A 20,308-nucleotide genomic window follows, 5' to 3' on the forward strand; every position below is an offset into this window, starting at 1 on the left:
CGGAAAAGCATTCCATCCCTGTTACAGCTTGAGTGGTAGCTTGCGTTGCGGTCATTGAATACAGGAGGTGTCGCGGTGACAAGGCAGTCGAGCCGGCCCGCAAAGCAAAGCAATAGGAGTTTCTTTACCGGGCCGCCCGGTTTGCGGCAATGATGATCTGGCGAATAGGAACGGCGGCCCTATGCAGTTTGCACGTTGCATGAGATTGACAATAGCCCCCGGGAGGGGCCATTGCCGTAACCGGTCAGAACGCTTCAAGTTCAATGCATGCAATGCCGCAGGCAGCCTTGCCCCTGATCCCCGATCCCTGGTTAGCGTGTTGTTGAATCAGGATAGTTAACCGCTACACCGCGCGTTTGAAGTTCGCGCATGACAGCATTCTTAATCTCCCCATATGTTGCCTGGACGTTCGTGAGCCTGCCTGTAAAGGCTTGTAGAAAACCTGGCGGCAAATCATCGCTTTTTAGTCCGCGTAAATCCAATGCCTGGCTGTAGTCACCAGCGCGAATCCATTGCAGGATGTTCGTGGCGACGTGAACCCTCCGCTGCCGACCTTCGTCCGATTGGAGGCTTATGGACCAGTCGCGCAAGGCATTCCGCCAGTGAGCGAGTTCCTCCGCTGCCCCAAGGGCAGTCGACGCCGATGCCTGCTGAACATGGGCAACTGCCGCACCGGATGGTGGAAATTTTTGCGACCGGGTTGGCGAGCTCGGTGAACTAGCTTCATGCAAATCAATACCTGCAGTCCTCAGTGTCGTAACAAGGCCGGTCGGCAATGACCCCATTTGAGGCAGAAAGAGACTCAGGCGCCCGTCCGTGCCCTGATGCACGGTGGAATTTTCGGCATCCCACAGCAAGGAAGTAGCCAGAGCGATCATCTGCGAGCTTATCCTGCCTCCGCTAGTTTCCGCATCAACCCATGCGTTCACTACGCTACGCACTTGCTTCAACTGATCGGCATTGATTGGCTCAAGTGGAGTGCTGTCAGGAGCGGCTTGCATCGAGCTTCTCGCGGTGTGCCCCGATGGTGGCGAAAGAGCCAGTTCTTCCGGGTCTACCGATGGAAGCGATGGTAACGAACGCACCGACTCCTCCGGTTGTATCGACTCCTCCGGTTCTGTCGACAGAAGCAATGGTAACGGATGAGCCGTCTCCCCCGATTGTTCCGACCGAACCGATGAAACCGGTGAAGCCGCCCCGTCCAGGTCAATACCTGCATTGTTCAATGCCGTGTGAGCGTTGGTCGACAATGAACTACGTTGAGGCAGAAAGAGCCGCAGGCGCCCCTCACTGTCCTGGGTCACGGTGGACTGAGCGACATCCTTCATGAAAGCTGTAGCCTGAGCGACTCGCCCGAGAACACGTGCATCGTCGGGTCCGTTCTTATAAATCCAATTGCCCAGTGCGGCACGCACTCGGCCCAACTGAGCCTCGCTTATTGGCAGACGCGGAACAGCGCTGGGACCGGCCTGTGGCGAGGCGCGGACGCTTCGCCTTTCATCGGCCATCCGCGCGGCAGCCTCCAGATCACGTTGCAGCATTGTTCTCTTAATCTTCACCATGCCACCAAGATAAAGTTTCGGCGGTAGCTGATTCGGAGGTAAGTTCTGTGCCCGTTCGCGGCGCGCTTCCTTCTGCTGCTGCGATTTCAAAGTATCGGGAAGCCGAAGTGAAACGGAATAGTCAATGGAGGAACCTAGAATTTTCATGATATTCACTAAATAAGTTATCCGTCGAACTTGCCGCTCATATGCGCGCTTGCCGATAGGACGGTTTGATCAATGCTCGTGGCGTGCCCCCATGTCGAATCCACCATCCCTGACCGAACGGCAGACCAGCCATATCGTCAGGCGCGGTGAACGCAGCAAGGGCACCTTGGACCCGGAACCAATTGAATACGAAACACTGGCGTTGCGGTCCGTTACGTAAACCTTTGGCTTACGACCCGATTGAGTGGCTCGATGGGCCGGACGGTTCCATGCGCGATGCATTTTTATTGCAGCTTTTGTCGGTGAAAAATCGCAGGCAGGCTCGATTGGATCCAGTCGCGCAGCATGAATGGAATGGAAGGTCGATCAAGCGGCCTGGAGCCTGCATCAAGCTGGCCGGACTGGCGCGGACGGGCCGCGAAGACATGTTTGCGCGGCCCGGTCCGGGTTGCTTATCACCTCAGGAATCCATCTCAGGAATCCAGATTCGCCTGCAAAGTACGATTACTGACAAAATGGCCGATCAAGCGGGCTCGCAATGTTTCCTGGACCTGTTTTTCAATGCGCAGGTATTTGGTTTGAATTTCGTTAATCTGCGCAACGACTTCATTCGAGCCCGGGGCAAGTCCGTCTCCCATCAACTCGCTTACCTCTGTCTGGAGACGCTCTTGTTGCGCCTTTACCTCATTGTCGATACGCGCCTGCAATCTCGTCATTTCATCTCCGGAGACTTTCTTCGTCAACAGCAGATTCATCGCCGAAGATGTGGCAAGAAAGCGCAGGAACGACTGATTGTTGGCATCCCGGTCTGCTTTGGATGCACCCTGGCCGTTGCCGAGTTTCTTGTCAAGCTCATCAAACTCCTGCTCGGTGACATGGACCAGATTCTCGGGGCTGCTGGTCATCGTTATAGGCAGGCTATATTTCTCGGCAAATCTGTTGAAGAATATAAGTAAAGTCTCGACGTGCAGCGCTTCGTCCTTGACGCCCTCGTTTTTCCGCAAGGCGGCCTCCGCGATCAGTTCACTTCGGTACTGGCTCTTGCAAAAGTCAATCACGGCTTGCGGGTTGTCGTTATATAGGCCATTTTCGATGTCGCGTTCGAACCGCTTGTTCAGGCATAGCGTTTCCATGTCCATCAGCCTCAATGCGATTCTATTTTCGCAATTGCCCAGGGCATCGTGAGCCAGGCCGAAGCATGCGGCGCGCAGCTCCGGTTCATCCTCAAGCTGTTTCAGGAGATTCACGACGCGCAAACGAAACGCATGCAGCGGCTGCTGCGAAACGGCATCCGCACCCGTGCCTCCTTCTCCCTTGCCTATCGCATTCTCCGCCGCCGCCTCAGCATGCGCACTCCTGTACAGGTCGACTTCGCGCAGGCGATCCAGGAACGTGGCAAAACTATTGGAATTGTCTTCCAGACGGAATTCCGTCCAATCCCGTATTGGCGGCAATCCGGCATCGGTCCATGTCTTCACCGAATTGGCCAGTTGGGCGGCGGCCTGGTTCCTGCTGATGCCGGGCGGATAATTAAACACCGGGCCGACATAATCGTCCTGGTCGAACCGCGCCTCGAGCGCGATCCGCGTTGCGATGGGAAGCGACTCCGGATCGAATGTGATTCTCACGTCCGACTCGATGGCGTCCCAGTCCGCGGGCAGGCCAGTGACCGGATTATCGAGGAGATTGAGCTCGGCGTTGGGCGGCAGGCTTGCGACTGGCGGCATTTCCCGAAGGCGATTGCCCTGGAAATTAATGTTCCTTGTCCAATCGGGAATTCCGGGCGGGAAAGTGCTCAGTTGCAGCCCGCTCAGATCCAATGCACGATTCGGCGATTGCGCATCTGCGTGTGCAATGATCCTTTTGGCGGCAGCCTTCCGTGCCTGTGCTTCGCTCCCTGGACCGCTCCTGACCCAGTCATTGAGCAGCAGCGTCGCCGGCGAAAGACCGGGTGATGACGGACCGGACGTAGACCTGGCATTGGATGAAGAGTTGATACGCGCATGTAACCGTTCGCTTGACGAATATGCGATGGGAGTAGCAGGTGCCTTCGGCAAAGGCGCGGGCATTGTCGGCAGCGGAGAAGCACTTGACGCTGACTCGGGCGCCCGTCTCCGAGTCCTTGCCGGCAGGCGCTCTGACTTCGACGGCGTCGATGCATCGGACTCATTCCGGTAGTCGATCTGCACCTGGGAATGCAACTTGGCTTGCTCCAGCGTGGCGATATCTTCCTGCGCAAGGCGGACCGTTCCCAGACTGATCTTCAGGTAGGGTCGGTTCAGCTGGCAGATATCCGGGGCCACCAACTGCAGCAGGTTCTTGTCCAGCACAAGCGAAGTCACGGACTTCGGCAGACGATGCAATCCGCTCAGGGAGGTCAGATCGTTGGTGCTGAACCTGACCTCTTTCGCGCCCTCCGGTATGGGCGGCATGGAACTCAAACCCCGTCCCGAAAGCTCAAGCACCGGTAATTGCAGCGAGCTTCCTCCCGGGAGACCGCGTGATACGCGACTGTCCTGCGTGTCTTCCGCCCAATGGAGGATCATGGACGCTGCGTTGGTCCTTGCTTCCAGTTCGGTGTCAGCGGCTTGCTGCACCCATAGAGTGAGACTTTCCAGCAGCTGCGCGTCCGCTTTTTTAATGGCGGACACGCTGCCGGCAGCGGCGGGCGGCGATGGCAATGGCCTTGACTTTGGCTTTGATGCCGGTGCCTGCTGCGCCGCCGGCCGCTGCTGCCAGTTCAATATCCATTCGTAGATTTCGGTTCGGGCCGCCTTGTTGGCAGCGCCGCCTTCCGCCGCCCATTGCGCCAGGTTGTCGAGCACCTTCGAGTCTGTAAACGATACACGGTCGGCGGCGGCATGAAGCAATCCTGCCTGCCCCGGCAATGAGGGATTGAAGCGGGTCGAGACGGCCTCATGGATCTTCAACCGCGCGCCCACGTCGGCATCATCGCCTTGCCGCACCCATAGCGCCAGGTCCTTGAGGGCCTGCTGGTGCTGGTCCACTTGCCGGTGTCGGCGCGGCACGGATGCGGATGAGGATCTATCTGCGAACCTTGCTGTCGTGGCTACTGCCCCTGGATCTACAAGCCGTACTCCTTCCAACATGGGCGTAGATAATTCGCGAACCCGCGTGCGCTGCATAGGAGGTGCGTTGCTTTGGCCCGCTGCCGAGGGAGGGACCTGCCCGGGACGCGGTTTCCGCAACTTGTTTTGTGGTTGCGCCTGTTCCCGCGCTGCCCGTTGGGCATTCCGCATGGGATCCGACGACTCCGGCGACGCCAAGGCATTACCCCTGCCGGCCACACTATTCATGGACTTGGGAGGCCGCTTTTTCTTCAGCTTGCGGCGTGGAGACTTCGCCGGTATTTCGATCTCCGCCGTCGGTCGGTTCCGGAACAGGTTGGTCAACGCTGTTTGCAGAAACGTCCGCTGCCCTCTGGCTTGACCGGAACGCCCACCGGTCTGTGTCTGTGTTTGGGTCTGGGCCTGTTCCTGCGTCGCCCGTTGCGCATTCCGCATGGCACCCGGCGCCTCCGGTGACGCCAAGTCATTACCCCTGCCGGCGGGGATGTGCAAGGCCTGGAACAGCGAAGGTAGTTTCAACATGGCGGCGTCCGGTCAAGGAATGGAATGCATGCGCTGAACACCGGTCATGTAGAAAGGGCGGTGTCTTGCGAAATCATGCGTCGGATGAGTCTGAGTGGCGGACGAGGACCGAAGAGTTCCATCCATGCGGAAACATGCGACCTTGCCGATCGCGTGCATCGGCAAGGTCGGGTAGAGGAAGAAAGTAAGGAGGGATGGAAAGTGGTAGCGGCGGTTCCGACATGGCCGGCTGGAGCCGCCTGGACTACCGGTGGCGCCGCGGCACCGGGAGCGGCACTGAAGTGACTGCAGCGGGGCCGACCGGCGCCATCAATGAGCGCGCCCTTACCGGATCTCGGCAAGCTTGCCCAGGGCCACGCTGAGCGTCGCTCCGCCCAATGTCTTGCCCAGCTCCGGGTCGCCGGCGTACAGGCTGCTCATCCTGTGAACCACGGCGGGGTCCACCTGTACCGCATGGAAAGCCAGGCGCTGCACCGCTTCGGGATGCAGATAGGAGGCGAGGCGAGATTCCACCGGCATGGAGTCATCCTGGCGGGCGCCGGTGGCCTGCGGCGACAGGCCCTGTTCGATCAGCGGCCTGGTGGCCACCGGACCGGCGGCTTCGAGCAGCGGCTTGAGCATGCCTGCGCGCTGCCTTGCGTCGCCGCGCTCGAAGGAAGCGCCGACGATCTGATCGAAGGGCGGCGTATGTTCGGAATCGAGCGCTTCGGAAAGGCCGTTGCTGATGGCCTCGGAAGGCACCTGATGCGCAATGTCGATGAAATCCTGTTCCACTTTTTGCATGGAACGTACGCCGGTCTCGGCGGCATATTGTTGCAGCAGCGCAGTGACATCGTTTGCTCGGCTCATCGTTTCTCCTTTCAAGTCGGCATCCGCGAGCGCGGATGCGGACGTGTAAGGCAGATGGACGATCCGTTTAGTTCTGCAGGATCTTTGACTTGCGTCTAGTGGGGTTCGTGGGGCTCGCGCGGCTCGTTCAGGCGTACCAGTTCGGTCACGTCGGGCTGGGTCGTCTCGACCGGCGCAAGCTGTCCCGCATCGAGCTGGTGCGAGAACGAATCGACGGAATCGAGCCGGTGGTGCCGGTCTTCCGCCAGGGTGGGCCCGCTCTGGATATACAGCGTCATCAGCTGCGCCAGATCGCTGAGCACCGAGATGTGCGTGCGCTCGTAGCCGTGCGAGGCATCGGCGCCGAAGCACAGCAGCGCGGTGCGCACATCGTGGCCGGCGCTGACGGCTGCGCCGGCGTCGGAGTGATAGAAGCGGAACACGTCGCGATTGGTATGGATGCCATGCTCGTCGCACAGCTTGAGCAGGCGGCGGGTCAGGTGGTAGTCGTGCGGGCCGGCCGAATCCATCAGCGGAATGGTGACGCCGCGTTCGCGCGCGCCCTGCCCGGCCGCGACCGGACCGATGTCGATGCCGATGACTTCGCTGACATCGCTCTGTATCACGGCGCGCGCGCCGGAACCGACTTCCTCGGTGAGCGTGAAGACGACGTGGCAGTCCATCGGGATCTGCACGCCGGAATCGACGATTGCCTTGACGGCGGCCAGCACCGCAGCCACGCCGGCCTTGTCGTCGAGATGGCGCGACACCACATAGCCGTTTTCCAGCAGCTCGGGATTGGCATCGAAGGAAACGAAATCGCCGATCTGGATGCGCAGCGCACGCACGTCGCCATCGGTCTCCACGTCTTCATCGAGCCGCAGTTCGAGCTGGTCCCAGCTGACCGGCTGGGCATCGACGGCCTCGTTGAATACATGGCCGGAAGCGAGCAGCGGCAGCACCGAGCCGCGATGGCGGCCGGTTTCGGTAAACAGTGTCACGCGCCCTCCTTCGGCCCAGCGGCTTGACCAGGTGCCGATGGGCGACAGCGACAGGCGGCCGTTGGGTTTGATCTCGCGCACCATCGCGCCCAGCGTATCGAGGTGGGACACGATAGCGCAGGCCGGGCTGGAACGGCGGCGCTCGGGCATGTTACGGCGCAGTACCGCGCGGATGGTGCCGCGCCGGGTCAGCTCATAGGCGATGCCGATGGCGTCGAGCTTGGCGCCGGTGTAATGGACGATTTCATCGGTCAAGCCGGCCGGGCTCGGGATGTGCAGCAGTTCGAGCAGCGTGGTTTTCAGAAAAGTGGTGTCAATGGGAAGCTTTTGCATGGCGGTTACGGGTTTCCTGTCATGGTGAACGGGAAAAGCAGGTCGATGAAGCGTTGGGCGGTGGGTTGCGGCTCGTGGTTGGCCAGGCCGGGTCGCTCGTTGGCTTCGATGATCACATAGTCGTCGGACGAGGGTTCGGGCACGAGGAAGTCGAGGCCGACCACAGGGATGCGCAGCGCGCGCGCGGCGGTTTCGGCCACGTCGCGCAGCATCGGGTGCAGCTCGGCCGTCACGTCATGGATGGTGCCGCCGGTGTGCAGGTTGGCGGTCTTGCGCACCTTGACCGCCTGGCCGGCGTCGAGCACCGAGTCGTAGCTCAGGCCCTGGCCCGCGAGACAGCGTTCGGTTTCGCCGTCGACCGGTATCCTGCTTTCGCCGCCAGTGGCGGCAGCGCGGCGCGCGCTCTGGCGCTCGATCAGCTGCAGCACGGTGGACTCGCCGTCGCCGACGATTTCGGCCGGGCGGCGGATGGCCGCGGCCACCACCTTGTAGCCGATCACCACGATGCGCAGGTCCTGGCCGCTGCAGAATTCCTCGATGATCACATGCCCGCCCTGGGCGGCCGCGCGATCGATGGCTTCGACCAGGTGGTCTTCGCTGCGCACATCGACGCTGATGCCCTTGCCCTGCTCGCCGAGCGCCGGCTTCACCACCACCGAGCCGCACTCCTGCAGGAAGGCGGCATTGGCTTCCGGGTCGCCGGCCGTGACCTGGCGCGGCACGCGCAGGCCGATCGAGGCCAGCCGGCGCGAAGTCAGCACCTTGTCCTGGCACCAGGTCATGGCAACGCCGCCGGTGAGTTCGGTGAGCGATTCCCGGCACAGCATTTCATGGCCGGCATGGCGCAGCTTGAAGATGCCCGCGACCGCATCGATGACCTCGACGCTGATGCCGCGGCGGCGCGCTTCATCGGTGATCAGGCGCGCATAGGGATTGAGTCCGCCGAAGTCGGTGGTCTCGACGAACAGCTTTTCATTGATCGCGTTCTTGTTCTTGACGACAAAGCCCTGCACCTGCTCGAAGCCGAGCTTCTGATAGAGCGCGATCGCCGGTTCGTTGCCGTGCAGGACCGAGAGTTCAAGAAACTTGCGGCCGCGGCTGGCGTAATACGCGATCAGGAAATTGACCAGTCCGCGCCCGGCGCCGACCAGGCCGGTCTGGGGATCGACCGCGAGGCACCAGAGGCTGCAGCCCTGACCTTCGTCGCCGAAGGCTTCGTAGTGGTCCACGCCCATGGCCGAGCCGATGATGTCGCCGGTGCGCTCGTCTTCCGCGACGAGAAAGACCACCGCGTCGGAATGGCGCTGCCGCCAGACGGTGCGCGGATCGACCGGCACCATGTTGCGCATGGTGTAGAGGCGGTTGATGGCGGCGATGTCGGCGCGGGTGGTGAGCGGCCGGATTACGATGCCGGGCGGCGGCGCTTCGGCCGGCGCATCATCGAGCCGCTTGCGGAAGATGAGCGAAGGGTCGAGGAACAGGCCCGACGGCGCTTCCGCCAGCACCAGCTGCGGCGCTTCCACATGCAGGGCAATGTCGCGCTTGCCCGGCTGCTCTTCCTGCAGCGCCCGCGCCAGCGCTTGCGGCGATTCGAAGGATGGCCCGTACAGCAGCCGGCCCCAGCCGCATTCCAGCGTCGCATTGGGACGGCTGGCTTCATTCACCTTGTCGCCTTCATTGCTGTTGATATCGCTGCCTTCGGCGAAGAAGGGCAGATTTTGATTGCGTTTCCCTTGGAGAGAAGGATCGTGATGAAGAGCGGTCATGTCATGCTTCCTATCAGATTGGGATGAATTCGGCGTATATCCGCATGGACTCGCGTCACAGGCCGCGCGTCTGCAGCCAGGATTCCAGCAGCGCTATCTGCCAGACCTTGGAACCGCGCAGCGGCGTAATGTGGCTGTCCGGCGCCTCCAGCATGGCCTCGACGGCATCGCGCCGGAACAGTCCGCGCTCGCGCGCCGCCCGCGAATCGAGCGTGTCGCGCACGAAATGCAGGAAATCGCCGCGCAGGTACTTGAGCGCCGGCACCGGGAAATAGCCCTTGGGCCGGTCGATGACTTCGGCGGGTATCACCGCGCGCGCGGCTTCCTTGAGCACATACTTGCCGCCCTCGGCCACCTTGTGGCGGGCGGGAATTCGCGCGGCCAGTTCCACCAGTTCGTGATCGAGGAAGGGCACGCGGGCTTCCAGGCCGAAGGCCATGGTCATGTTGTCGACCCGCTTGACCGGATCGTCGACCAGCATCACGGTGGTGTCGAGACGCATCGCGCGGTCGATCACGCTGTCGGCGCCGGGCTGCGCGAAATGCCGCTCGACGAAATGACCGCTGGCATCTTCCAGCCGTATGTCCGGGTTGAGCAGGCCCATCAGCTCTTCATGGCTGCGGTCGAAGAACACGTTGCGGTAGGCCGCGACGCCGCGCGCCGGGTCGCTGATATCGGTGAGCGGCGGATACCAGTGATAGCCGCCGAATACTTCATCGGCGCCCTGCCCGCTCTGCACCACGCGGCTGTGGCGCGAGACCGCCTGCGACAGCAGGTAGAACGCGACGCAGTCGTGGCTGACCATGGGTTCGGACATGGCGGCGATGGCGTCCGGCAGCGAGCGCAGCAGATGATCGGCGGGAATATGCAGCTTTTCATGCACGGTGCCGTAATGCTTGGCGATCAGGTCGGAATAGTAGTATTCGTCGCCGGCTTCGGCATCCACCGCATCGAAGCCGATCGAATAGGTGCGCAGATCCCGGGTGCCGGCATCGGCCAGCAAGCCGGTGATGAGGCTGGAATCGAGGCCGCCGGACAGCAGCACGCCGACCGGCACGTCGGAGACGAGACGGCGCTTGACGGACAGGCGCAGTGCATCCAGTACTTCCGATTTCCAGTCCTCGAAGCTGCGCTTTTCATCGTCTTCATTGCGCTTGAATTCGAGGTTCCACCATTGCTTGATGCTACAGTCGCCGTCGGGCGTGATCTTCATGTAGGTGCCGGCCGGCAGCTTGCGCACGCCGCGCAGGATGGTATGCGGTGCCGGCACGACCGCGTGGAAGCTCATGTAATGATGCAGCGCCTGCAGGTCGAGCGAGGTATCGATGTCGCCGCCCACCAGCAGTGCCGGCAGCGAGGAGGCGAAGCGCAGGCGGCGCGTGTCGAGCGAATAGTAGAGCGGCTTGATGCCGAGGCGGTCGCGCGCGAAATAGGTGACGCCGCTGTCGCGTTCCCACAGCGCGAAGGCGAACATGCCGTAGAAGCGGTCGAGCGCCTTCGGGCCCCAGGCATGCCAGGCCTTGATGATGACTTCGGTGTCGCCGGTGGAGGCGAACTGGTAGCCTGCGCCCTTGAGTTCCTCGCGCAGTTCATGGTGGTTGTAGATGGCGCCGTTGAACACGATGCCCATGCCGAGCGAATTGTCGACGAAAGGCTGATGAGCGCGATGGCTCAGGTCCATGATGGACAGGCGTCGATGGCCGAAGCAGCGCGGGCCGAGGCTGAAGATGCCTTCGCCATCGGGGCCGCGGCGCGACTGCGCTTCGGTCATGTCCACGACCGTGCGTACATCGGCAAATTGTTGATCGAAACGTATTTCTCCGGCGATACCGCACATGGGATCAAACTCCTCTTGGGGGAAGTTGGATAGGCGGTGCGAGATTCTTGGCCCGGCACGGAAGACAGCGTTGGGCTGCGTGACTTTTCCAAACGCAATATTGCGTGGCCCTGAGGTGCCTCAAGGTTGGAACCGGTTGAACCCGCACCTCGTCTGGGTATGTAGAGGCCTAAAGCGCCCGTTTGTTCCTGACAATTTGTCAACGCGCATCGTTTTCGCGGCATTGCAGCGTCCCGGCGGAGATAAATTCCGCCAACCATTGACGCAGGCAAAAAACGGGAACGATCGCTTGCATGAGGGTTCCACTAGCAGCGTTTTTCCTTCCCCGGCACCATCTCTTTTTCCCTCGAGCGGACATTCAGGCATGAAAACGTTTCACTGCGACAAGTGCGGACAACAGGTGTTTTTTGAAAATGTACGCTGCGAGAATTGCGGCAGCATGCTCGGCTATCAGCCCGAGCATCATGCGATCAGCAGCTTCGAGCCGGCCGGCGACAATGTGTGGCGCAGCCTCAATCCGGCCAATGAAGGATTGCTGTACAAGCAGTGCATCAACTATTCGCGGGAAGATGTCTGCAACTGGATGCTGCCGGCCGACGCGCCGAGCGAACTTTGCGCATCCTGCCAGCTGACCCATATCATTCCGGCGTTGTCGTCGGAAAAGAACCGCTTGTACTGGAAACGACTGGAAGCGGCCAAGCGCCGCCTGCTGTATTCGCTGTGGGATCTGCGGCTGCAGCCGACACCGAAGATCAATGACCCGGAGGGCGGCCTGGCCTTCGAGTTCCTTGAAGACACGCCCGGCAAGCGGGTAATGACCGGGCATTCGAACGGCCTGATCACGCTCAACATCGCCGAAGCCGATCCTGCCCATAGGGAAAAGACGCGTGAGCAGATGGGCGAACCCTACCGCACCCTGCTCGGCCACTTCCGCCACGAGAGCGGCCACTACTATTTCGACCGCCTGATCGTGGAGTCGAAATGGATAGAGCCGTTCCGCGAACTGTTCGGCGACGAGCGGCAGGACTATGGCGAATGCCTGCAGCGGCATTACAAGGAAGGGCCGGCGGCCGACTGGGACACGCGTTTCATCAGCAGCTATGCCAGTTCACATCCCTGGGAGGACTGGGCCGAGACCTGGGCGCATTATCTTCACATGGTCGACACGCTCGATACCGCTTATGCCTGCGGCATGGTGCTGCAGCCGAAGAAGCCCGGAGAACCGGAACTGAAGATCGACGAACGTCCGGCGCGCAGCACCGCATTCGATGACGTGATCGCCGAATGGTTTTCGCTGAGCTACGTGCTCAACAGCCTCAACCGCAGCGTCGGCATGCCCGACCCTTATCCATTCACGCTGTCGACGCCGGTGATCAACAAGCTGCGCTTCGTGCATGAAGTGGTGCTTGAGCGGCAGCAGATACGCTGATTTCGCGGGGAGAGGAATATTCCTGATTCAGCAAGCGATCCCGGCTGGCGGGACGCAAGGCGACTTTCAGAAGGCAAACTCTACGCTGCCAGCACCGCGTTCCCGTCCTTCCCCCTGACCACCGCCACCGGATCTCCCGCATGCTCGTCGCGGCCGCCGGTGTCGTAGGCCCATACCTGAAAGCGGTCGAGCGTGGCTTCGCCGTACAGCGTGGCGAACGCGCAATCGACTGCGTCCATGCCATGCGCGATCTTGATGCGCCCCTTGTGCGTGCGGTTGTAGCGCGGATCGTAGATGTGCCAGCACCCGCCCAGATAGACTTCGCAGTAGGCATGGAAGTCCACCCCCATGTCGCCCTCGGCGGTGCGCGGATCGAGATAGGGCAGGTAGCCGGCCGCGTAACGCGCGGGAATGTCCATGGCGCGGCAGAGTGCCACCATGACGTGGGCATAATCGCGGCAGACGCCGTAACCCCGGGCCAGGATATCGCAGGCCGACAGCAGCGAACTGCCCGAGCCGTAGCGGTATTCGATGTTCGCATGCGTCCAGCCGCAGATGGAATCGATCAGCTCCGCCGGATGCTGGCGCAGGTGGCCGAAGCGCTCGTAGGCGAATTGCACCAGGCGATCCGACTCGCAGTACCGGCTCGCGAAGGTATAGCGCAATGCCTCGGGCGGCAGTGCCGACGGCGACACCAGATCCATCGGCTCTTCCTGCCTCTCTTCGCTCTCGGGCACGAGCACCACCATGTCATGCCGGATCAGGTTGAGGCCGGGGGTCAGCATGGTTCTGATCACGGCGTTGCCATGGGCATCCCGGAACCGATCCGCTGCCGGCGTCGTTGAAGACCCGGATGCATGCGTCCATTCTTCCTGCAGCAGCACCTGCCCTCCTTCAAGGCGCGGCTGCACGAGCAGCAGCAGCGGCACATTGCCCTGGACTATGTACGACAGCGTACATCCGACGCGCAGCGTCATCATGCCGGGCGGCGGATGGGGAAGATCGGAAGCATGCATCGGTGTCTGGGAAGGGTCGGAAGATCGTCGGGGAGACGCGATCGTATAGCGATATGACCCGCAATGCGAGAAATGGTTTAACGCCGCAGCTGTGCAGGCTCAATGCTCGCCATCGTTGTGCATGCCTGCCGCTTCATGGTGCATGCCCAGGAATTTTCACGCACCGGAATGGTCAGAACCAGTCTGAACGGCAGAACCATATTCACTTGCACCGGACATGAAAACAATCGCGCACCATCCTGCTTTCCGTTTCGACCCCAACCGCATGCTCGACGTCCTGCTGCGCAGGCTGCAGCTGGCGAATGACGATGCGCTCTGCGCCGAACTGCATGTCGCCCCGTTCGTCATCGCCCGCATCCGCAGCGGGCAATCGCCGATTCCTCCTTCGCTGCTGATCCGCATCAACGAGCTCTCCGGCATCAACGTGCGCGAGCTGCGTCAGCTGATGGGCGACCGGCGCCGGGAATACAGGATGGGCGAATTCGTGCCGGCGAGGCAGCCGGCCGTCGAAGCGGGAATACGCAGGCGCGCGATGGATGCCGATGACGCCGGTCTGCCGAGCTGCGTGCAATGGGGATGAGCGAGCGGACGCTCCCGGGACACGGTGAACCGGCGTCTGAAGCAGAGTAAAGGCTGTTTCAGGGCGCTACGCGAGCGTCAGCACCGCTTACGCGGCCTGGTTGCGGGTGCGCCGCCGCATCGCCGCATTCTGGGACTGCAGGATGCGATCGATGGTCTCGGAGGCATCGCGAGCGCGCTGCTGCGCCTCCTCTCCCTGCGGAAACAGCTCCGGATTGCGGTAGCTCAGCCATGCATACGCTGAATACAGCTTGCAGTCGTCCTCGACCTCCTGCAGATTGCGCCGATGGTCGGTAAGCTGCGCCGACGGCAGCATACTGGGCTTGCCGCGCGCGACCGCGCGTGCCCACTGCTGCCATGCTTCATGCAGGACGGGAATGCGCGAGGAGATCGGCACCAGCGAAAGCGTGAATTTGTCGGCCAGCGGCATCGGCAGCGTATCGAGCCACAGCGCCCGCTCCGACTGCTCTTCGGTGATGCGCGGCGTGAAGAAGCCGTCCGGTACGTCGATGTTGTGTTCGAAGCGCCGAAGCAGCTTGGAAAGCGACTGCTCGCGGGTCACCGAGGCGATGCGGTTGAGGTGCTCCAGCGTCGGTGCTACCGAGAAACCCAGTGCCGGAACCGGCGGCACCTTTTCCTGGAGCAAGGAACGCATCACATAATGCGTTTGTTCATCATAGCCGGCGACAAATCCTTCTTCATGCACGCCGAAGCGCCCTGCCCTGCCGGCGATTTGCTTGGCGAGCGCTGCGCTCAATTCTTCCTCTTCAATCCCGTTGTATTTGGTGGCCGTGGTCATGACGACGCGCTGGATCGGCAGGTTGAGGCCCATCGCAATCGCATCCGTGCCGACCACGACATCCGCGGAGCCGTCGCGGAAACGCGCGGCCTGGGCGCGGCGCACTTCCGGCGACAGGTTGCCGTAGACAGTCGCCACCGACAGCCCGATTTCGGTGATCATGTCGCGCCACATCAGCACGTCGCGCCGCGAGAACGCGATCACCGCATCGCCGCGTCGCAGGTTGCGCAGCTTGCGAACCGCGTTGGCTTCCATCGTCAGCGGCGCCTTGCGCTTAAGCAAGCGGATCTCCAGCGGGCAGTCGAGGCGGCGCGCCAGCGCCTCGATGGCTTTCCTGGCCTCGGGCGCACCGACAAGATAGACGGTGGTGGCGGGCGCGCCGCAGACCGCCGCGGTCCAGGCCGCTCCACGGTCGCGGTCACCTAGCATCTGGATTTCATCGATCACGGCGACATCGACCCGCGTGCTGGTATCGAGCATCTCCACGGTGCTGGCGACATGCGTCGCGCCTTCGATGATGCGCCTCTCCTCTCCGGTGACGAGGCTGACCTTGATCTTTTCGCCGTTGCGCTCGGCGGCGGCGAGGCGTTCATAATTTTCCAGGGCCAGCAAGCGCAGCGGCGCCAGGTAGACGCCTGTCTTGGCCTTGGCCAGCGCTTCCATTGCCTCGTGCGTCTTGCCGCTGTTGGTCGGTCCCAGCACCGCGATGAAACGGCGCGGCAGTCGGCGCGCCAGTTCGAAGGATGCGGGGTATTCGGCGAGGTTGATGCTCTCCCGGGTGCGCTCGGCATGGATCTGCTCCTGCTGCCGCTCGATCGCGTGTTCGAGCCGCTGTTCGATGCGGCCAAAGACCTGGTCGAACGGCACCGACGACTCCTTCACGGCCAGTGCCTGCAGGAACGGCAAGGGATCGAGTTGATAATCGCGCGCTTCTTCGGCAAGACGGACAACGAACTGGCATACCGTGCGATGGAGCTTCTCGATGGCCGCCGGATTCACGCGTTCCTGCACCACCTGCAGCTGTTTGTCCGGTACCATGTTGCGCCATTTGCCGGTCTTGGCGAGGACGCCGTCACCCGGAACGAGATCGTAGGGAATCTCCAGTCCGGCAGCGCTTGCCGTGCCGGCATACCGTACCATCACGCGGCCTTCCAGCTTCACGATCTCCGCGCCGAGCGACTGCACATGCCGCTCCGCAGCCTGCGGATGGATGGCCGGCGTGGCGGCGCTGCCGCCGTTTTCTTTTCGATACTGGATGTCGCTGCCGTCGGAGTCGAGCCGGCCGGCACCATCTTCGCGCTCATGGCCGTTGTCGCGTGCGTTATCGTGTTCGTTGCCGTTGGAATTGTTTGCCATCATTCGCGTTTCATGTGTTTTTGCTAGGATGCCAGGCTTGCGCGCGGGTTCAATGCGCATCTTGCAAAGCATCGCGGCTTACCGAGAACTGGACCTCGCTGCATGCGGGCTTCGTTCCGTGCTTTCTTTCCCTTGTTTATTCTTTGGACGATCATGAGCTTCCAAACCGAAATGCATCCCGGCGTTACCGCCGACGTTCCCGTCGCCACACGCGGTTTCGTGTTCAACCATAGCATGCTCCGCGTTAAGGACCCGGCGGTATCGCTGGACTTCTATTCGCGCGTGCTCGGCATGCGCGTATTGCGCAAGCTGGACTTTCCCGAAATGAAGTTTTCGCTGTACTTCCTTGCTCGCCCCGATGAACAGGAAGCCGTGCCGGAGGAAGAAGGTGCGCGTACCAGCTGGACGTTCAGCCAGCGCGGCATTCTCGAACTGACACACAACTGGGGCACGGAACAGGACCCGGACTTTCGCTATCACGACGGCAATGCACAGCCGCAGGGCTTCGGGCACATCTGCTTTTCGGTGCCCGACCTGGCAGCGGCAGTGCGCTGGTTCGACGAGAACAAGGTTGATTTCGTCAAGCGGCCAGAGCAGGGCAAGATGAAGGATGTTGCCTTCATCAAGGATCCGGACGGCTACTGGATCGAAATCGTCCAGCCTTCCCTTCTCGCCGGATTGGGGCGCTGAAACCGATCGAGAAGTCCGACCGGCGTCGGACCGGTCATTGCATGATCGCCGGACTTGCGCCTGGCAAAAAAAAACCCGCAGACCTTGCGGTTTGCGGGTGAATCCAATTCAAGGAGAGTTGGAGGAGACACTTCGAAGGTTAGTGCAGTGCACAAAAATTGTCTGCTTTCGTTTTATGATATCTGTTATCACCATTCAAAATATCTCTCGATTGTCTCCCCTCGCAATCACTCCGTCGGTTCAGCCAGCTCGGCCAACTCGATGAGTTCCAGTCCAGCCAGGTCTTGTGACTTGTTGCCGACGAATGCCGCCCGGCTATAAGGCTTTCCGTGAAGCCAGGTCGCAGCAACCTGCTTGAGCCTGTCGGCGTTGCACTGCAGAACACCTTGCCGGTAGCGCTTTCTCATGTCTTCATCGATGTTCTGCTGCGAAAGCTCCCAGGCCCACATCACCGCGCCATAAGGCGAGCGCGGCCGGTCCAGGCTCTGGATGACGCAGATGATGGCTTCCTCGATATTTTCCTGCTTAAGCTCCGCATCGATCACCCAGGCGATCGCCCTTTCGAAGTCCTGGTAGGTTGCCGTCAGCCGCGGATCGCGGTACGACGTCATGGCGAAAGTGCCGGTGCCAGGAGAATAGTAGGCATTTCCGCCATAGGCGCCCCCTTCTTCCCGCAGGGCTTGATGCAGCACCACATTCGTCAGCAATTCCCCGAGCACGGAAAGTGCGGCGGCGTCAGGATCGGTCAGAGTGGGTGCCTGCCACACTGCGAAACAATGGTTGACCTGCGCATCCGCATGCAAGGCAGCATTGCTGACATTGCTGACATTGCTGACATTGCTGACATTGCTGACATTGCTGATGCCGGAACCGATGCCCGAAGCCTGCTGAGGCGATACGGATGCCGCCGACGGCGCTGACGCTGTCGGGGCACGATGAGCACCCGGCGCGGGCAGGCGGATCTGCCGCGCCAATTCGGCGCTCTGATCCGCGGCCCCGGCGGCCATGACGGTAAGGGGAGAGCCGATGATTTGCCGGTGCAGCTGCGCGAGTCGGTCAGCAATCTCCTTGAGGCCTTGCTCCGACTCCATCTGCGCATGCAGCGACCGGAAGAAGGCCAGCGAGGCGACGCCCTTGGCGCTGTCCTCGAAGCGGCGCAGCGGCGACAGCGGCGCCGACGACGCATATCGCGCATAGTCATCGCCTTCGTCGGCCAGGCTGTCACGCATATTCTGAACCTTGCTGTCGATCAGGAAGGCAATGCGGTCGAGTTCATCGAAGCGGGGCGCGTTCAGCGATTCGGAAATGATTTCGACGATGGCCTGCTGCTCTTCCGCCAGGCCCTTTGCGTAGAAGTCGACATGCATGTTCAGGCCGCGGTTGGGCTGCTGCGACTGCGTTACATGAAGATTGATGTCGAAAAAGGGCGCCCGCGCATGGCGCCAGGCATCCGCCTCCTCGTAAGACATGCTGCCCACGCCGAGCTCCGGCACCACTTCGATGTACAGCTGCAGCCACGGCCATGTTTCCTCGGGCATGCCGGAGACGTCCGCCAGCACGCGCGCGTAGGCAATGCCGTTGGAGGCGATCGGCGTCACCACGATTCCTTCATCCGTCGCTGGCAGGACAGGCATCGGATGCGGCAGCGGATTGACGTCCTGCGGACGTATGCGAGGCAGCAGGTCATTGTTGACGGGCTGGCGTTGACGCTCGAGCAGGGCCGCCGATTCGGCACGTATGCGCTCCCTGTCCGAGTCCGACATGCCGGACTGCAGCGCCGCAAGACGCTCATCCTCGATGCGCTTGCGCTTCTGGAAGTATTCCGGATCGGGCACGATCTGCGCATCGAGTCGGGTAGGATTGTCGATCAGCTCGCGCACCAAGGTCTTGAAGAAGGCGGGTTCGGCGATGTCTTCCCGCAGTTGCTTCAGAACCTCTTCGCTGTCGAAGGCATTCATGATGTCGCCGCCGTACATTTCATGAGGCATCGCGCGCAGCAACTGGCGCAGCAGGTGAGGTGTGGAGCCGCCGGTGATTTCCTGCTGGCGGAAACGGATGTCGCGCAGGGTGGCGTTCAGGATTGCCTGCGGCACGCCATCGCGCGCGGCCTCTTCCAGGGCGCTCCAGATGCGGTCGCGCGCCTTGCCGACCTGTGTGGCGGTCAGTCCTTCCATGCCGAGGTGGAAAACCATCTGACGTCCACTGGCATCTGTGCCGTTCAAGGCGGACGGCCGCCCATATCCGGCGGACTCCATTGCCCGCATCAGCGGCGCCGCGGCATTGCCCAGCAGGCCGGCTTCCAGCAATTCGGCGCGGTAATAGCTCATGGGGTCGACCGCGTCGCCAAGAAGCCATGCGATCTGCATGCCATGCTCGCGGACCGGCACCTCGATGCGCACCTGTTCCGGCGCTTTCCAGGTGACCGCGCGCTCGGGCAGCAGGCGAGGACTGCGGCCCGACAGGCGGGACAGCACGCGCTCCTCGATCAAGGCCTGGACTTCGCGCGGATCGACGCTTCCCGCAGTCATGAAGACGGCCTGGGAAGGATGGTAGTGGGAAGCGTGGAATTCCTTGAGCGCCGCATGGGTGAGCTCGGGAATGACCAGCGGATCGCCTCCCGATTCGACCGCATAGGTGGTATTGCGCATGAGTTGCGCGGCGATGCCGCTGTCGAGCGCGCGCACCGGATCGGCGAATGCGCCTTTCATTTCATTGAACACGATCCCCTGGTAGGACAGCTTGTCGCCATCGAGCGACAGTCGCCATCCCTCCTGCAGGAAATCCAGATAGTCAAGGCGCGGAAAGAACGCGGCATCGAGGTAGACATCGAGCAGATTGAAGAAGTCGGTCCTGTCGGTGCTGGCGAACGGATAGACCGTCTTGTCGGGATAGGTCATTGCATTCATGAAGTGCGCAATCGAACGGCGCGACATGGCGAAGAAAGGGTCTCGCACCGGATAACGGTCGCTGCCGCACAGGGCGAGATGCTCAAGAATGTGCGCGCGTCCGTCGCTGACTTCGGGAACCGTGGGAAAACCCACCATGAACACCATTTCCGCATCGTCCGTGGCAAGGTGAATATGTCTTGCGCCAGTGCCGGTATCTTCGTATTCCTGCACTTCGGCTTGCATGGCAGGAATGTGACGGGTGCGGAATTTTTGAAATGTCATTGTAAATGCGACCTGAGAGGAAGGTGAATGCAGAATCGTAAGAAGTAAGTCACTGGCGATGCAGCGAGGTTCCGGCAGATGCCGTTTGTTTCATGTGCAGGCAACTACGGAAAGTTCAACTGTACTCTGTTACGGAAGCGGTTGCCGAGGCCGATTGGACTTTCTTGCCGGGTTGCGGTTGCGC

At 61.5% G+C, this 20,308-nt stretch carries 13 protein-coding genes; 4 read left to right on the forward strand and 9 right to left on the reverse strand.

The annotated features are described in order from the left end of the window. Positions 1 to 311: 311 nt before the first annotated feature. The gene (locus RY831_RS02015) at positions 312 to 1,709 is read right to left on the reverse strand and encodes a hypothetical protein (RefSeq protein WP_326504659.1); all 1,398 of its coding nucleotides are present in this window, start codon (positions 1,707 to 1,709) and stop codon (positions 312 to 314) included. Positions 1,710 to 1,800: 91 nt separating this feature from the next. Between RY831_RS02015 and RY831_RS02020 the strand changes: the two genes are divergently transcribed. Continuing rightward, a complete protein-coding gene (locus tag RY831_RS02020; protein ID WP_326504660.1) occupies positions 1,801 to 1,929 on the forward strand; it encodes a hypothetical protein in 129 nt (42 codons plus the stop codon). 253 nt (positions 1,930 to 2,182) lie between these two features. Here the strand turns inward: RY831_RS02020 and RY831_RS02025 are convergent, their stop codons facing one another. From RY831_RS02025 to RY831_RS02045, 5 genes are all read right to left on the reverse strand, one after another. Then, positions 2,183 to 4,717 (reverse strand): NEL-type E3 ubiquitin ligase domain-containing protein, encoded by a 2,535-nt coding sequence (locus tag RY831_RS02025; protein ID WP_326504661.1) that lies wholly within the window; start codon positions 4,715 to 4,717, stop codon positions 2,183 to 2,185. Between the two features lie 927 nt (positions 4,718 to 5,644). Further along, positions 5,645 to 6,169: a hypothetical protein gene (locus RY831_RS02030; RefSeq protein WP_326504662.1), complete on the reverse strand. Its 525-nt coding sequence runs from the start codon at positions 6,167 to 6,169 to the stop codon at positions 5,645 to 5,647. Positions 6,170 to 6,264: 95 nt separating this feature from the next. Beyond that, positions 6,265 to 7,482: an osmoprotectant NAGGN system M42 family peptidase gene (locus tag RY831_RS02035; RefSeq protein WP_326504663.1), complete on the reverse strand. Its 1,218-nt coding sequence runs from the start codon at positions 7,480 to 7,482 to the stop codon at positions 6,265 to 6,267. Positions 7,483 to 7,487: 5 nt separating this feature from the next. Next, positions 7,488 to 9,248 (reverse strand): N-acetylglutaminylglutamine synthetase, encoded by a 1,761-nt coding sequence (gene ngg / locus RY831_RS02040; RefSeq protein WP_326504664.1) that lies wholly within the window; start codon positions 9,246 to 9,248, stop codon positions 7,488 to 7,490. 55 nt (positions 9,249 to 9,303) lie between these two features. Then, positions 9,304 to 11,085 carry an N-acetylglutaminylglutamine amidotransferase gene (locus tag RY831_RS02045; protein WP_326504665.1) on the reverse strand — a complete coding sequence of 594 codons (1,782 nt, stop codon included), beginning with the start codon at positions 11,083 to 11,085 and terminating at the stop codon, positions 9,304 to 9,306. A 364-nt stretch (positions 11,086 to 11,449) separates the two neighbouring features. Here RY831_RS02045 and RY831_RS02050 point away from each other — a divergent pair, with 364 nt between their 5' ends. Further along, positions 11,450 to 12,514 carry a zinc-binding metallopeptidase family protein gene (locus RY831_RS02050; protein ID WP_326504666.1) on the forward strand — a complete coding sequence of 355 codons (1,065 nt, stop codon included), beginning with the start codon at positions 11,450 to 11,452 and terminating at the stop codon, positions 12,512 to 12,514. A gap of 80 nt (positions 12,515 to 12,594) precedes the next feature. On the opposite strand, the gene RY831_RS02055 is transcribed toward RY831_RS02050, so the two are convergent. Beyond that, a complete protein-coding gene (locus tag RY831_RS02055) occupies positions 12,595 to 13,530 on the reverse strand; it encodes a transglutaminase-like domain-containing protein (protein ID WP_326504667.1) in 936 nt (311 codons plus the stop codon). 217 nt (positions 13,531 to 13,747) lie between these two features. Between RY831_RS02055 and RY831_RS02060 the strand changes: the two genes are divergently transcribed. After that, positions 13,748 to 14,110, forward strand: coding sequence for a hypothetical protein (locus RY831_RS02060; RefSeq protein WP_326504668.1), 363 nt, complete (start codon positions 13,748 to 13,750; stop codon positions 14,108 to 14,110). Positions 14,111 to 14,197: 87 nt separating this feature from the next. Here RY831_RS02060 and RY831_RS02065 read toward each other — a convergent pair whose 3' ends face one another. After that, positions 14,198 to 16,267 carry a helicase-related protein gene (locus tag RY831_RS02065; protein ID WP_437126195.1) on the reverse strand — a complete coding sequence of 690 codons (2,070 nt, stop codon included), beginning with the start codon at positions 16,265 to 16,267 and terminating at the stop codon, positions 14,198 to 14,200. Positions 16,268 to 16,417: 150 nt separating this feature from the next. Between RY831_RS02065 and gloA the strand changes: the two genes are divergently transcribed. Next, on the forward strand, positions 16,418 to 16,954 hold the full coding sequence (gene gloA, locus RY831_RS02070; RefSeq protein WP_326504669.1) for a lactoylglutathione lyase: 537 nt from the start codon (positions 16,418 to 16,420) through the stop codon (positions 16,952 to 16,954). A gap of 227 nt (positions 16,955 to 17,181) precedes the next feature. On the opposite strand, the gene RY831_RS02075 is transcribed toward gloA, so the two are convergent. After that, a complete protein-coding gene (locus RY831_RS02075) occupies positions 17,182 to 20,124 on the reverse strand; it encodes an insulinase family protein (protein ID WP_326504670.1) in 2,943 nt (980 codons plus the stop codon). Between the last annotated feature and the right edge of the window lie 184 nt (positions 20,125 to 20,308).

Origin of the sequence: Noviherbaspirillum album (assembly GCF_035916955.1) — a bacterium.
Taxonomy (GTDB): domain Bacteria; phylum Pseudomonadota; class Gammaproteobacteria; order Burkholderiales; family Burkholderiaceae_D; genus Noviherbaspirillum; species Noviherbaspirillum album.